The organism is Acinetobacter sp. YH12027, assembly GCF_013420085.1.
Classification (GTDB): Bacteria; Pseudomonadota; Gammaproteobacteria; order Pseudomonadales; family Moraxellaceae; genus Acinetobacter; species Acinetobacter amyesii.
The window spans coordinates 13,820-28,034 of sequence record NZ_VOYW01000024.1 but is presented as its reverse complement, the minus strand read 5'-3'; the positions used below and the strand labels follow the sequence as shown (position 1 = coordinate 28,034).

Sequence of the window (14,215 nt, the reverse complement as noted above, 5' to 3'; positions counted from 1 at the left end):
ATGATTTAGAAAGAAATTTAATCATTTGATTTGTAAAACCGATTAATTTTATAAAAACAAACCGTTTCACCTATTTAATGGTTTGTTCTATCATTCTCTCATCAAATAAATTTACTCCTCTGGAGACGTTAGCAATGTTAGATCAAAATACTTCTGCTCAATTAAAAACCTTACTTGAACGCCTTGAAGGCCCGATTGAAATCGTCGCGACTTTAAACGGCACGGACAAATCAGACAAAATTAAAGAATTGGTGACCGAAGTTGCCGCTTTATCTGATTTAGTGACTGCACGTTTTGACGGTAACAACAGCCGTGCGCCAAGCTTTGGTATTGCAAAAGCAGGTGAAACACCACGTGTATTCTTCGCAGGTCTACCGATGGGCCACGAATTCACATCTTTGATTCTAGCTTTGCTACAAACTTCAGGTTATGCACCGAAAGTTTCTGACGAAGTACTGAACACTATCAAAGGTCTAGGTCTTAAAACTGACTTTGATGTGTTTGTATCTTTAAGCTGCCATAACTGTCCTGACGTGGTTCAAGCACTTAACTTGATCGCAATTTACAACCCGGGTACAACTGCAACCATGATTGATGGTGCATTCTTCCAAGAAGAAGTGGAAGAACGCAAAATCATGGCTGTACCAATGGTATTCCAAGACGGCAACCACATCGGTCAAGGTCGTATGACCTTGGAAGAAATCATTGCTAAATTAGACACCAACTCTGCCGCAAAAGATGCTGAAAAGTTAAATGCCAAAGATGCCTTTGATGTCCTTGTGATTGGTGGTGGCCCTGCAGGTAATACTTCTGCGATCTATGCGGCACGTAAAGGTATCAAAACCGGTATCGTGGCTGAGCGCATGGGCGGTCAGGTCATGGATACGATGGACATTGAAAACTTCACGTCGATTCAAAAGACACAAGGTCCTAAGTTTGCTGCTGAAATGGAAGCACATGTACGTGAGTACGGTGTGGACATCATGAACTTGCAACGTGTATCTGACATCAAAGGTGCTGACCAAACAGCCAATGGCTTGGTTGAAGTGACTTTAGAGAATGGTGCAAAACTTGAATCTAAAACAGTGATTCTTTCAACAGGTGCACGTTGGAGAGAGATGAATGTTCCAGGTGAGCAAGAATACCGTACTCGTGGTGTTGCATACTGCCCACACTGTGACGGTCCATTGTTTAAAGGTAAACGTGTTGCAGTCATAGGTGGTGGTAACTCAGGTGTAGAAGCAGCGATTGACCTTGCAGGTATTGTGGAACATGTAACGCTAGTTGAGTTTGATACTAAGCTTCGTGCTGACCAAGTGCTTCAAGACAAGTTAAACAGCTTACCGAATACCACTGTGATCATGAATGCATTGTCTACAGAAGTGGTCGGTGATGGTTCACAAGTCACTGCACTAAAGTATAAAGATCGTGCAACAGATGAAATCAAAACGATAGAATTGGCTGGTATCTTCGTACAAATCGGTTTGTTACCAAATACTGATTTCTTAAAAGAAACAGCGGTTGAACTTTCAAACCGTGGTGAGATCGTAATTAACGAGCGTAACGAAACCAATGTAAAAGGTGTATTTGCTGCAGGTGACTGTACAACAGTACCGTACAAACAAATCATTATTGCGACAGGTGAAGGCGCGAAAGCATCATTATCTGCTTTTGATTACATCATCCGTTCTGGTCAATAATTCAGTTTAGACAGAACAGCAAAAGCCAGTTTTCGAACTGGCTTTTTTTATGTCTGAAAATTCATCTCTTGTTTCATTTATAAATTAGTAATAAAACAAATATTTAACTCTCTGACGCTTTTCACTTACACAATAATGAGCAAAACAAACCGTTTAAAACTTGTACAGCAGCTTATTTGCACATTAAGATAAAACAATCATCACGGATTGATGGTTGACAATAACAACAAGAATGTTGGTCAAATTCGACGAAATGGAGAAACGCAATGCACTATCAATATCACTGTGCTTGTTGCAATAAAGTATTGGCTTCAAGCGATAAAGAATGTTCCGAATGTGGCTCGCATAATATCCGTAGCCCATATGGCTTTTGGATATTTTGCATACTCAGTTGTTTGGCTGTTGCCATTCTATTTAAGAGTGTTCAAGTGTATTTGCAACAGCACGATACTGAAGCGACAACCCAACTCAACATCTTTGAAGTACTCAAGCAAGATGGTAAAAATTAAGCTTTTTTACAACAGCCAAATACAGCCGTATGAACAGGCTGGCAATGTGTGAAATTTAGCCAAGTTAAATCTAAGCACTATTATCCAGTTGCTTTAAAGTCATTCAAAGCGAGAAATTAAAATGATGAAAGCCTGAATGATTTCAGGCTTTTTTATGCGCTAGCATCGCCCTGCTCACTTATCTTCACGAGGAAAATTCTTTAAACTATGACAATAGCAAAGAGGTTCTAGACGATGGTGCAGTTAATCAAAAAAGGCGGTTTACGTGAACGCGCCAATCGTAGCCGATTATACAAGGGCTCTGAAAATACCGAAACCACCCTCAAACCGAACCGTTATCGTGATCATGCTGAAACTACCGATGTTGCACAAGATCCATCAAATACAGCACCATCTAAAGACCAAGATCAAACCAATCCAGAGCAATAGAACTTGGACATAAAAAAGCCAAGTTTTAACACTTGGCTTTCGCTTTGCTTACAGCAATATGTTTGCAGCTATTGAAGATTGAACATTCTAATTGCGTCGAACCACAGCCAAATCGCAAAAATTAAAAATAACGCCCCTGAAACCACATCAATATAACTACCCGAACGTTGGTAGAGTGCTTTAATTTTAGGCAAAGACATAATCATCATAAACAAACTAAATACGATAAAGGTCTGAATCGGAATAATGACAGCTAGCTGTGCTTTTAGGTTGCTACTGGCTGATGAGCTCAACGCCAGTGAGAACACACTACTAAAATAGATCAGTGTTTTCGGATTGGCTAAATTCGTAAATAAACCTAATAAGAAATAATTTTCAGTTTTCTGCTGACTTAAGTCCTGCCCATCTTCTAAATTGGCTGTTTGATTTAAACTTTTAAGCCCGCCACTAAACATTGCCCAGCCCATTTTCGCTAAGAAAAATCCACCTACAGCCATTAAAACTTGTTGTATCCATGGAAATTGCTCGACCAAAACCGTAAAGCCCAATAAGGTTAAAACGACCCACACCACAATCCCAACTGAGATCCCCGCAATAATTTTTAAGGTATTTGCACGGGTTGTTGATACTGCACATTTAGCAATTAATAATACATCTGGACCGGGACTCAACTGCGCAACAAAATGAAGCGCACAGATGGTGAATAACAGTGACATGCAAGCTGATTCATTTGAATTAAAACGTGAAGATTATATCGCTTGTTCAATTTTTTTGTTGGCAACACAAGGTTTATTTTTAGGCCGTATCAAAATTTACGCAAAAAAAGCCGAATACACATTCGGCTTTTCATACTGAGTTACTTATTTTTTATTGACATCTTTCAGTTCAATTTGTTTCGCTTCTGGCGTCACTTCACGAGCTTCACCATCAATAACGGATGAATCACGACCTGATTGCTGATTTTGCATATCTTGCATTTGACGCATCATATCTGCAAATGGGTTCTGACCTTGAGCACCGCCCATGCCTCCCATATCGCCCATCATGCCACCCATCATTTTTTCCATCATAGCTTGCTGACGCTTCATCATTGTTTTCATCATGACTGCTTTCATGGCATTTTGTACAGGTGGAATCAAAATAAGTAATGCCATAATATCTGAGATTAGACCCGGTAACAGCAATAAGAAACCAGCCAAAATTTTTGGTAAATTTCCAGTTAAAGCTGGATCATTACTCATTTGACCTGCTTGCATTTGCTGCATTTGAGGCATCAGACCTGATGAATATTTACGGATAATATTCATCCCTATAAAGAAGGCCGCCACGAACCAGAAAAAGACATACCACATGCTGCCGACGAGGTCGCCCACACCGATCCAGACAAACACTTCCAGGATCAAGCCTGCTAAAATCAGAAGAAATAATTTCATGAAAATTAAACAAATCTAAGTAAATTAATTTAAGGTGTTGCGTTCAACTGCTCAATCACTATCAAGCTTTTTTGACACGCTTATGTAACAATATGGGCATATTTTTATTTTTAAAGGGCAAATAGGCAAACATGTCATTAATTATCGGTATTGACCCTGGGTCGCGCTTAACTGGTTACGGCATCATCGAAAAGGATGGTTCTAAACTACGTTTTGTCGATGCTGGCACCATTCGTACCGAAACGACAGAAATGCCTGAACGCTTAAAACGTATCTTTGCTGGTATTGATCGCATCGTAAAGTTTCACGGGCCTACTGAAGCTGCGGTTGAACAAGTCTTTATGGCTCAAAACCCTGACACAGCCCTAAAACTAGGTCAAGCACGTGGCGCTGCTATTGCTGCTTTAACCAATTTAGATTTACAAGTCGCTGAATATACTGCGCGGCAAATCAAACAATCTGTGGTTGGTTATGGTGCTGCAGACAAAGAACAAGTCCAAATGATGGTTATGCGCATTCTGAACCTAAGCATCAAACCCCAGCAGGATGCAGCCGATGCTTTGGCTGCCGCAATTTGTCATGCGCATGCGTCCGGGAGTATGAGTAAAATGGCTGTACTGAATGCCTTAGGCGGTATGGCTCGTGGTCGAAGTCGTGTAAGCACTCGACGTCGGTAAATATTCGTCAAAACATATAGCTCAGTAATTCATTCTGTTTTCAAAAGCCCACTCAATCGAGTGATCAAATTTAGCGAATCATTTTAAAATTGCTATAGTCTAATTCATGCATTGGAATTTCTTGCTGATCGATTTTAGTCACGTCTGCTCGTAAAGGACCCACCAGACTGTGTTTCAGTATTTTATGAATGGCGTCTTCAGTTCCTATAATCAGCGCTTCAACTTCGCCCGTCGCTAGATTTTTCACATAACCATTCAAACTAAGTGCAAGCGCTTGCTGCTCAAACCAACGACGGTAGCCAACACCCTGCACTTTACCTTGAATTCGCAATTTAACCGCATGCATTTTAGTCTTTAACTCCTGAATGATTAACCACATGATAAACCGCTTGGGCCATATCCTGCGCTTGCAAACCACGCATCCCCGGCTTCGCCAATACATCACCTGCTAAAGCATGCAGGCTTACGATTTCATGCAGATGTATTTGCTGATGGAATTGTGCTTTTAAACTTGCAATCATCCCTGCAAGCACATCTCCCATACCGCCTGTACCCATTCCTGCATTACCTGCGGTGCAAATCCAAAGCTGATCTTCAAGTATTAAGCTGCCTGCGCCTTTAAGCACCCATTGACCTTGAAATTTTTCTTTTAAATACTGAATTGCTTGTACACGATCTGCTTCAACTTCAGCAGTAGTAATACCCAATAATTTCGCAGCTTCACCCGGATGTGGCGTTGCATAGGTTCGTGCATTCAAATTTTTAGGTGCTTCAGCTAGAAACCATAAGGCATCTGCATCCAAAACAATTTCCAAGGTTGACTGCTGAATCAATGGAAACCATGACTGAAACTGCTGTTGTGCCCAATCGTCACGACCAAGCCCCATGCCAAAGCTAATCGCATCGACTTGATCGATCAGTTGCCGAATCGCTTCTGTAGTTAATGCATTGATATCGCGTAGCATAATATTCGGTGCGCGCGCCAAAATAGCGGTGTGATGTCGTGCATCACAAACAACCGTAACCTTACCTGCACCTGCATGGAATGCAGCCTCAGCAGCCATAATCACCGCCCCACCCATTTCAGCATGGCCACCAACAACCAAAACATGGCCATAACTGCCTTTATGACCAAAAGCTTGACGTGCAGGTAAAGTGATTTTCTGTGGCGACAAATACGCAAGTGGCTCAAGCTTAATATCAGTCGGTATGCATGCTATCACCGAAACTTCACCTGCATATTCCTTCGCTTGACCTGTAAATAGCCCTGCTTTTAGACCCAATGCCGTAAAGGTATAATCGGCTTGAAATGCAATGGGTAAAGGCTGCCCTGTATTGGCATGTAAACCGCTTGGAATATCAATCGCAACTTTGAGTCCCGTGCATGCATTCAATCGTTGAATAATGGCTTGCCATTCGCTAGAAAGTTCACGATTGAGTCCTATACCAAATAATGCGTCGATATAGACGTCATAATCTCGCTGAAAATCAAAATGTGTATAGATCTTAAGCTTATGATCTATCGCTTCCTGTACTGCAGAATGTAAGTCCTTCGATGCCCCTATTTCAGCGGCATAGATATCAACTTGAAAGCCTGCTTGCTGTAGGTATTGCGCTGTAAGATAGCCGTCGCCTGCGTTGTTACCCTGCCCACAACACACTGCAATATTTTTTAAATTTTGCTGCTTTAACATTGGAATAAGTTGCTGAGCAATCGACCATGCGACCTGCTGCATCAGACCATAACTGCTATTGTGCTGAGCAAACCAACGCTGCTCCCAAGCTTGAATACTTTGGCTAAGATAAACAGGGCTATGGTAAACTTGCAGACGCATTGTTTTTCCTTGTTATGATTATGGCCGCTTCAACTCCTGCACAAAAAATTCCTGTCGATCAATATGATCCAGAAACCCTAAAAGCATGGATTAAAGCGCAAGCCTTAAATTTAGGTTTTTCTGATTGTGTCATCGCAAAGCCAGATGCTCAAGAGGAACTCCCTCGTTTTAAAGAATATTTAGAACGTGGTTATCATGGCGATATGAAATTCCTAGAGGAAAACCTTGAAAAACGTGCCAATCCTGCACTTTTAGTCCCCGGCACACGCAGTATTATCTGTGTCCGCATGGACTATTTGGTCGAAACCCCAAAACCACGTTATGTTCCTGATGAGCCAAATGCAGCCATCATTGCACGCTATGCACGAGGTCGTGACTACCATAAAGTCATGCGCGGACGTTTAAAAACTTTGTCGAATATTATCCGTGAAAAAATCGGAGATTTTGAATCTAGACCCTTTGCCGACTCTGCCCCAGTGTTTGAAAAATCCTTAGCTGAAAATGCAGGCATGGGCTGGACAGGCAAACACACCTTACTGATCCATAAAAAATCAGGCTCATTTTTTGTATTAGGTGAGCTGTTTACATCACTCGATTTGCCTTTTGATTCTCCGGCAACCAAACATTGTGGTTCATGCACAGCCTGTATTGATATCTGTCCAACTCAGGCCATCGTTGAGCCCTATATGTTAGATGCACGTAAATGCATTGCCTACTTAACCATCGAATATAAAGGCATCATTCCTGAAGAATTACGCCGTGGCATTGGCAACCGTGTGTTTGGCTGTGATGACTGTCAACTTATCTGTCCATGGAATAGCTTTGCGCATAAAACTCAAATTGAGGACTTTTATCCACGTCATCGCCTCGACCAAGTGAGTTTATTAGATCTATGGCAATGGGATGAAGCCACCTTTTTAAGCTGCACGGAAGGCAGTCCTATCCGACGAACAGGCTATCAAAGCTTTATGCGAAATATCGCCATTGGCTTAGGCAATGCACCATACAGTTCAAATATTGTTCAATCATTAAAAAATTCTCGCGAAAAACATGACGCGATCGTGCAAGTTCATATTGATTGGGCAATTACAGAACAAAATTCAAAAATGCTTTAATGGATTTTTATTCTCTATTTTCCAGATCCTTACAAAGTTTTCATTTAAGCTAAAACTTAGTGACGTAATCCAAGAAAATTAATTTTTAGCTCAAAATAAACATTGCAGCGATTGTGCTGTCATTTAGCATAACTTTGCAAGCATCTTAAATATCAAAAGTTCTTTGAAAAAGTCATTTCAATGCATTTTAGCTAAATTGCAATGTTACAAAATAGTCTTGGAAGTCTGCAAATTTTACGTATGATGATCTGCATTAGGCAGAAAATATGGATCATTTATGAGCTACCGAAATGACTGGACACATCCAGAAATACAAGAGTTGTATCAACAACCATTGATGGATTTATTATTCCAAGCACAGACCATTCACCGTGAATATTTCCAAGCCAATCATATTCAAGTCAGCACCTTACTTTCGATTAAAACCGGTAAGTGCCCTGAAGACTGTAAATATTGCTCTCAGTCTGCACATTATGACTCTGGATTAGAGGCTGAAAAACGTCTGGCTGTGGAAAAAGTCATCAATGAAGCGAAAGCTGCGCTTGCCTCAGGTTCTTCGCGTTTTTGTATGGGCGCTGCATGGCGCAATCCACATGAACGGGACATGCCCTATGTGCTAGAAATGGTGCGTGAAGTCAAAGCGCTGGGACTTGAAACCTGTATGACCCTTGGCATGCTGAATCAGTCTCAAGCAGAGCGCCTACATGAGGCAGGCTTAGATTATTACAACCATAACCTCGATACCTCTCGTGAGTATTATCCCAATGTCATTAGCACGCGTAGCTATGATGACCGTTTAACGACGCTGGACTATGTCCGCCAATCTGGAATGAAAATCTGTAGCGGCGGAATTGTGGGCTTAGGTGAAAGCCGTGATGACCGTATCGCCTTTTTGATGGAGTTGGCAACGCTGCCGATTCATCCTGAATCCGTGCCGATTAATCTCCTTGTCCCTATTCAAGGTACCCCACTTGCAGAGGTTGAGAAACTTGATGTGATCGAATGGATTCGCACCATTGCAGTCGCACGGATCATTATGCCAAAAAGCTATATTCGACTCTCTGCAGGTCGTGAATCCCTGAGTGATTCAGAACAAGCTTTGGCATTTATGGCAGGTGCAAATTCACTCTTTTCTGGTGAAAAACTACTGACCACGCCAAATGCAGGCGAAGGCAAGGATCAACTTTTATTTAGCAAACTCGGTTTAGTGGCTGAACAGCCCAAACCAAATGCTGCACAGCTTTCAACTGATGCCATGCAAATGGCTTAAAATAAGCCCCGAAGTTCGGGGCTTAGTTCAATTGAATGATCAGTGATAGGTATCAAAGTGCAATGCAAGAGATGGTGCGAACAAATGAAATGGCTAAATCACCATGAGTAGGGAAAATATATCGTTTACTTAACAAAGTTATGTGCTGTTATTAAAATTCCATAGCCTGCATTTAAATAATCCCCTTCACGAATAATGTCTTGACCATTAGCATGTTGAACCACCAATTGCTGCTGAATCACATCATAATGAAAAGATTCAAAGCAATCCTGATGTTGTAATAACCATGCAATGGTATCTGCCATATTGGCATCGACGGTATAACGCTCGGCTTGAAAATCTTTACTCATATCTGCATAAAAACTGTGAATGTATTTCTATTTTAATGATTTCAATATTGACCGGCATTAAAAAAGTGAGCTTTCGCTCACTTTTTTTTCGGCTTAGACTCTGCATTACTTTGTCACACCGCACTTACGACATTCCTTGTGCGAACCGATTTCTTCCATTTGCTCGTATTCGTAAATATGCATGCAAAATAGTTTTCTGAATAATTGAAGCATGTTGTTAAAACTCCCATTTATTTATTAATGTGCTTCTGAATATTTCGTCCTGAAATATTATGAACATGCCTAAACACGCCATAGCTAATTTATTATCATATTTTTCCAATGAGTCAAATATCTTTACTTTAAAATGACACAATTTCGGATAATCGGTTATTTTTAAGCCTCCCTTATATTCACCTGAGTTATAAGGATTTTTATTAATATCAACATCACAGATATAGATTAATTTTCAGCAAATTTCGCACAAAAAAAACTCTCCCTTAGGAGAGTTTTTTCAAATAAATGAGCACGTGAGTGCCTTTATTAACAAGCCCCCAGATTTAAACGTTCTGACTGGCAAACTTCGCACGTGCAGCATGCAATTTTTTATAGCTATCAATCAGACGTAAATGACGATCTAAACCTTCAAGTTGCATATTGGTTTCAGTTAAACCGTAGAAGCGAAGACTGCCATCCATTGAACCAATCACTGCATCCATACGTTCGTCACCAAACATACGACGGAAATTATGTTCATAGTCATTGAGATCTAAGTCATCGTCCAATTCAACTTCTAAAACCACATTCATACATTGATAGAACAAACCACGTTCGACCGTATTGGTGTTGTATTGAAGGAAAGTTTCAACCAACTCTTTTGCTTCTTCAAACTCTTGTAAGGCAATATAGATCAGTAGTTTGAGCTCAAGTACCGTTAATTGGCCCCATACGGTATTATCATCAAACTCAATCCCGATGAGCGTCACAATATCCGTGTAGTCATCCACTTCAAGCTCTTCTAAGCGCTCAACCAGTGACACTAACTCATCTTCATCTAGACGATGAATGTTTAAAATATCCTCACGGAAGTCCAAAGCTTTGTTGGTGTTATCCCAAACCAAGTCTTCAACCAAATACACTTCAGAATAACCCGGAACTAAAATACGACATGCCGTAGCACCAAGATGCTGATAGACCGCCATATACGCTTCTTTGCCCATGTCTTCTAGAATCGCAAACATCGCTGCAGCTTCTTCCGCATTGGCATTTTCACCTTTTGCTGTGAAATCCCACTCTACAAAATCATAGTCTGATTGTGCGCTAAAGAATTTCCAAGACACCAAACCACTTGAGTCAATAAAGTGTTCTACAAAGTTATTTGGCTCAGTGACTGCATTTGAGCTAAACGTTGGTTTTGGTAGATCGTTTAGACCTTCAAAGCTACGGCCTTGTAAAAGTTCGGTTAAGCTACGCTCTAAAGCCACTTCGAGTTTAGGGTGCGCACCAAAAGATGCAAATACCCCACCTGTACGTGGGTTCATTAAGGTTACACACATCACAGGGTACTGACCACCAAGTGAAGCATCTTTTACCAATACAGGAAAACCTTGTTCTTCTAAGCCTTGAATACCTGCAACAATACTTGGATATTTGGCTAAAACCTCTTCAGGGACATCTGGTAAAGCCAATTCACCTTCTAAAATCTCACGTTTTACTGCACGCTCAAAGATTTCAGATAAGCATTGAACCTGCGCTTCTGCCAAGGTATTCCCTGCACTCATGCCGTTTGACAAGTATAAATTTTCAATCAAGTTTGATGGGAAATACACTGTTTCACCATCTGACTGACGTACAAATGGCAGAGAACAAATACCGCGTGCTGTATTTCCTGAATTGGTGTCATATAGATGTGTGCCTAATAACTCATTTTCTGGGTTATAAATTTCACGCGTATAGTCATCTAAGATTTCAGTAGGTAACTCGCCTTCTGGGCCTGGTTGGAACCATTTTTCATCTGGGTAATGCACAAAGTCAGCATTGGCAATCTCTTCACCCCAGAACTGGTCGTTATAGAAGAAGTTGCAATTGAGACGTTCAATAAATTCACCCAAAGCCGAAGCTAATGCGCTTTCTTTGGTTGAGCCTTTACCATTGGTAAAACACATTGGCGATTGTGCATCACGAATATGTAGTGACCAAACATTCGGTACGATATTACGCCATGACGCAATTTCAATCTTCATGCCTAAACCTGCCAAAATACCTGACATATTGGCAATGGTTTCTTCTAATGGCAGATCTTTACCCGGAATAAACGTGGTACTGTCTGACGCTAAATTTGGCATAAGTAAAGCTTGTGCATCTGCATCAATGCTTTCTACTTCTTCAATGACAAACTCAGGACCAGTTTGAATCACTTTTTTAACCGTACAGCGATCAATTGAACGCAAAATGCCTTGACGGTCTTTTTCTGAAATATCCGCAGGTAGTTCGACTTGGATTTTGAAAATTTGCTTATAGCGGTTTTCAGGATCAACAATATTGTTTTGAGATAGGCGAATATTGTCTGTCGGAATGTCTCGCGCTGCACAATACACTTTTACAAAATACGCTGCACATAATGCTGATGACGCTAAAAAGTAGTCGAATGGTCCGGGAGCAGAGCCATCGCCTTTATAGCGAATAGGTTGGTCGGCAATTACCGTGAAGTCATCAAATTTGGCTTCTTGTCGAAGGTTATCGAGATAATTAACCTTAATTTCCATGTGGGCACCTAAATATTCTTATGTGTCAGTGCAACACATAAAAATGAAAACATAAGCCGAATAACTGTAGGACATTGACTTAAAAATGTGAGGCCAGTACCAATCTAAGCGCTGTTGGGCACGGTACTGACAAGAATGGGCATTATTATAAGGTTATTTTGACTGTTTGATAACTTTTGTCGTGATTTACATCACGATAGGATTCGACACTTTGTGCATTTTGGTCGAATCCAAGCTCAACTGCTGCAACTACAGCCAATTTGTTGTGTTAGTGTGCAGCCGTGAAGAAAAAGGCTTGTCTTTTAAAAAAATCTTCGCTAGTATGCTTTGCGTCTGAACTTGTTGATAAATAACACATTCAGAATATAGGGCCTATAGCTCAGTTGGTTAGAGCAGCGGACTCATAATCCGTTGGTCCACAGTTCAAGTCTGTGTGGGCCCACCATATAAAACAACCCCTTACGTGCATTAATCGTGAGGGGTTTTTTGTTTCTTGATTCTGGTAAGCAAATGGTAAGCGAAATCAATCAACTTTATTAGAGAACAAATTTAGGTACCCCCTAGCTGTATCTTAAATTTGGATAGCGTAGTTAAAACTTTAATTTTTAAATCTTTGTACAACAAAGCCTTTCTACCACTGAATAAAAATGGCTCAATTTTTTGGTAGTGTTTCAAAAAGTATGCTGATGCTATTTTAATTACCAATCAAATGTCGTGAAGCCTTGAAAATAAGATGTTTTCCATCAGAATATTTTCTATAATTTTATTGACAACTGAAGCCAGCATAACTTTTAGAACTCCACCATTTTTTAAGCGTCTCGACTAATGTCACATTAAGATAAGGTTTTTTCATCAAGATATTTTTTAAACTCTTAGATTCTCAAATGAAGTGCAACAGAGATTAAATTACTAAAAGGAAGCAATATGAGCTAGCATGTTGAGATAAAGCATCACAGCACACTCCTTCTTCTATTAAAGCTTCTAACTTGTGCTGCAATCCTTTACCATACTCAATGCATTATTTTTATTATAAAAATCGATATGAGCATACTTTTACTAAGCACAACGGGACATCCTGAAGCAAATTTAGAATCTGCACGTTATTTTCTAGAAAATAAAAGCGATATTGAGAAAATTACAATACTTAGTACAGATTTTATGATGCAGTCTGGTAAAACAGAGCTTTTAATGCAAAGCCTCAAAGAAATTTTTAACAAGGAAATCGAAATTCTTGATCTTCCAAGTGGTCATGAAGAACATGATATGTTTGGAATTGAAAATGAACCGTACCGGGTTTGTCGGAGACTCAATATTCTGAGAGACTATTCCGATGAAAAAACCAAACTATACCCCCGAAATTAGAGAAAGAGCGGTTCAATTACTAATTGAATCTGAAAAAGATTATCCTTCTACTTGGGCAGCAATCACAGCTATTGCTCCTAAAATCGGTTGTACTCCTGAAACATTGCGTGTTTGGTATTTAAAGCATATGGATCAACTAAATCCTGCCAAAGTACAACAGATATCTGACCAAGAAAAAATGAAGCAAATGGAACGTGAAATTAAAGAATTAAAGCGTGCCAATGAAATTCTACGCAAAGCAGCCGCTTTTTTCGCCCAGGCGGAGCTCGACCGCCCTCACAAATAATGGTGGATTTTATCCATAATAAAGAGCTGTACGGAGTCGAGGCGATTTGTAGAATTTTACCGATCGCCCCTTCAACCTATTATCGGACTCTAGATCTCTGTGATGAGAAGCATTGCACGATCGAGGCATGCCAAAGAATGTGATTCATCATTCCGATAGAAGTGTTCAATATCTTTCTATTCGCTATACCAATCGTTTTGAAGCAGCAAATTTACGAGCATCAGTCGGTACAACGGGTGATTCATACGATAATGCTTTGGCTGAAACGGTGAATGGCTTATACAAAACAGAGGTGATTGAATATCTAAAAGCAGATTGGCAAGGTTTAGCACATGTACAACTTGCGACACTAAATTGGGTAGATTGGTTCAATAAAGAGCGTGTACATAGTGCACTAGGTTATGTATCGCCTTTTGAGTTTGAAGCAATGTACTATGATAAGGTTAACACGTTAGGTCAGGTGGCCTAACTTAAATAAAAAAGTCTCCGACAAACCCAGTACGGT

General features: G+C 40.3%; 13 protein-coding genes, 1 tRNA gene, 1 pseudogene and 1 other annotated feature. Of the genes and pseudogenes, 9 read left to right on the top strand and 6 right to left on the bottom strand.

Annotated features, from left to right (window positions below):
- The first annotated feature begins 134 nt into the window (after nucleotides 1-134).
- From ahpF to FTT94_RS10210, 3 genes are all read left to right on the top strand, one after another.
- A complete protein-coding gene (gene ahpF, locus FTT94_RS10220) occupies nucleotides 135-1,700 on the top strand; it encodes an alkyl hydroperoxide reductase subunit F (RefSeq protein WP_180170744.1) in 1,566 nt (521 codons plus the stop codon).
- A gap of 266 nt (nucleotides 1,701-1,966) precedes the next feature.
- Nucleotides 1,967-2,209, top strand: a complete 243-nt coding sequence (locus FTT94_RS10215; RefSeq protein ID WP_078192893.1) for a hypothetical protein — start codon at nucleotides 1,967-1,969, stop codon at nucleotides 2,207-2,209.
- A 234-nt stretch (nucleotides 2,210-2,443) separates the two neighbouring features.
- The gene (locus tag FTT94_RS10210) at nucleotides 2,444-2,638 is read left to right on the top strand and encodes a hypothetical protein (RefSeq protein WP_078192892.1); all 195 of its coding nucleotides are present in this window, start codon (nucleotides 2,444-2,446) and stop codon (nucleotides 2,636-2,638) included.
- A gap of 68 nt (nucleotides 2,639-2,706) precedes the next feature.
- On the opposite strand, the gene FTT94_RS10205 is transcribed toward FTT94_RS10210, so the two are convergent.
- Nucleotides 2,707-3,354, bottom strand: coding sequence for a LysE family transporter (locus FTT94_RS10205; RefSeq protein WP_180027227.1), 648 nt, complete (start codon nucleotides 3,352-3,354; stop codon nucleotides 2,707-2,709).
- Nucleotides 3,355-3,498: 144 nt separating this feature from the next.
- Nucleotides 3,499-4,071 (bottom strand): FxsA family protein, encoded by a 573-nt coding sequence (locus FTT94_RS10200; RefSeq protein WP_078189033.1) that lies wholly within the window; start codon nucleotides 4,069-4,071, stop codon nucleotides 3,499-3,501.
- Between the two features lie 131 nt (nucleotides 4,072-4,202).
- On the opposite strand from FTT94_RS10200, the gene ruvC reads away from it, so the two are divergent.
- On the top strand, nucleotides 4,203-4,748 hold the full coding sequence (gene ruvC / locus FTT94_RS10195) for a crossover junction endodeoxyribonuclease RuvC (RefSeq protein ID WP_180170743.1): 546 nt from the start codon (nucleotides 4,203-4,205) through the stop codon (nucleotides 4,746-4,748).
- Between the two features lie 70 nt (nucleotides 4,749-4,818).
- On the opposite strand, the gene FTT94_RS10190 is transcribed toward ruvC, so the two are convergent.
- A complete protein-coding gene (locus tag FTT94_RS10190; protein ID WP_111885749.1) occupies nucleotides 4,819-5,094 on the bottom strand; it encodes an acylphosphatase in 276 nt (91 codons plus the stop codon).
- A gap of 1 nt (nucleotide 5,095) precedes the next feature.
- A complete protein-coding gene (locus tag FTT94_RS10185) occupies nucleotides 5,096-6,583 on the bottom strand; it encodes an NAD(P)H-hydrate dehydratase (RefSeq protein ID WP_180170742.1) in 1,488 nt (495 codons plus the stop codon).
- Between the two features lie 20 nt (nucleotides 6,584-6,603).
- On the opposite strand from FTT94_RS10185, the gene queG reads away from it, so the two are divergent.
- Nucleotides 6,604-7,698 carry a tRNA epoxyqueuosine(34) reductase QueG gene (gene queG / locus FTT94_RS10180; RefSeq protein WP_180170741.1) on the top strand — a complete coding sequence of 365 codons (1,095 nt, stop codon included), beginning with the start codon at nucleotides 6,604-6,606 and terminating at the stop codon, nucleotides 7,696-7,698.
- A 277-nt stretch (nucleotides 7,699-7,975) separates the two neighbouring features.
- Nucleotides 7,976-8,968, top strand: a complete 993-nt coding sequence (gene bioB / locus FTT94_RS10175) for a biotin synthase BioB (RefSeq protein WP_168379635.1) — start codon at nucleotides 7,976-7,978, stop codon at nucleotides 8,966-8,968.
- Nucleotides 8,969-9,093: 125 nt separating this feature from the next.
- Here bioB and FTT94_RS10170 read toward each other — a convergent pair whose 3' ends face one another.
- Both FTT94_RS10170 and FTT94_RS10165 read right to left on the bottom strand, forming a co-directional pair.
- Nucleotides 9,094-9,318, bottom strand: coding sequence for a hypothetical protein (locus tag FTT94_RS10170; RefSeq protein ID WP_180007368.1), 225 nt, complete (start codon nucleotides 9,316-9,318; stop codon nucleotides 9,094-9,096).
- A gap of 539 nt (nucleotides 9,319-9,857) precedes the next feature.
- The gene (locus FTT94_RS10165) at nucleotides 9,858-12,062 is read right to left on the bottom strand and encodes an OsmC domain/YcaO domain-containing protein (protein ID WP_180170740.1); all 2,205 of its coding nucleotides are present in this window, start codon (nucleotides 12,060-12,062) and stop codon (nucleotides 9,858-9,860) included.
- Nucleotides 12,063-12,430: 368 nt separating this feature from the next.
- Between FTT94_RS10165 and FTT94_RS10160 the strand changes: the two genes are divergently transcribed.
- The 3 genes and pseudogenes from FTT94_RS10160 (at nucleotide 12,431) to FTT94_RS10150 (ending at nucleotide 14,179) form a co-directional block, all read left to right on the top strand.
- Nucleotides 12,431-12,507 (top strand) — tRNA-Ile (locus FTT94_RS10160).
- A 596-nt stretch (nucleotides 12,508-13,103) separates the two neighbouring features.
- Nucleotides 13,104-13,424, top strand: coding sequence for a hypothetical protein (locus tag FTT94_RS10155; protein ID WP_180003135.1), 321 nt, complete (start codon nucleotides 13,104-13,106; stop codon nucleotides 13,422-13,424).
- A pseudogene (locus FTT94_RS10150) lies at nucleotides 13,393-14,179 on the top strand (integrase core domain-containing protein). Before FTT94_RS10155 ends, FTT94_RS10150 begins: the two are co-directional and overlap by 32 nt.
- Nucleotides 13,668-13,781 (top strand) — a sequence feature (AL1L pseudoknot). (Overlaps the previous pseudogene by 114 nt.)
- Nucleotides 14,180-14,215: the final 36 nt, after the last annotated feature.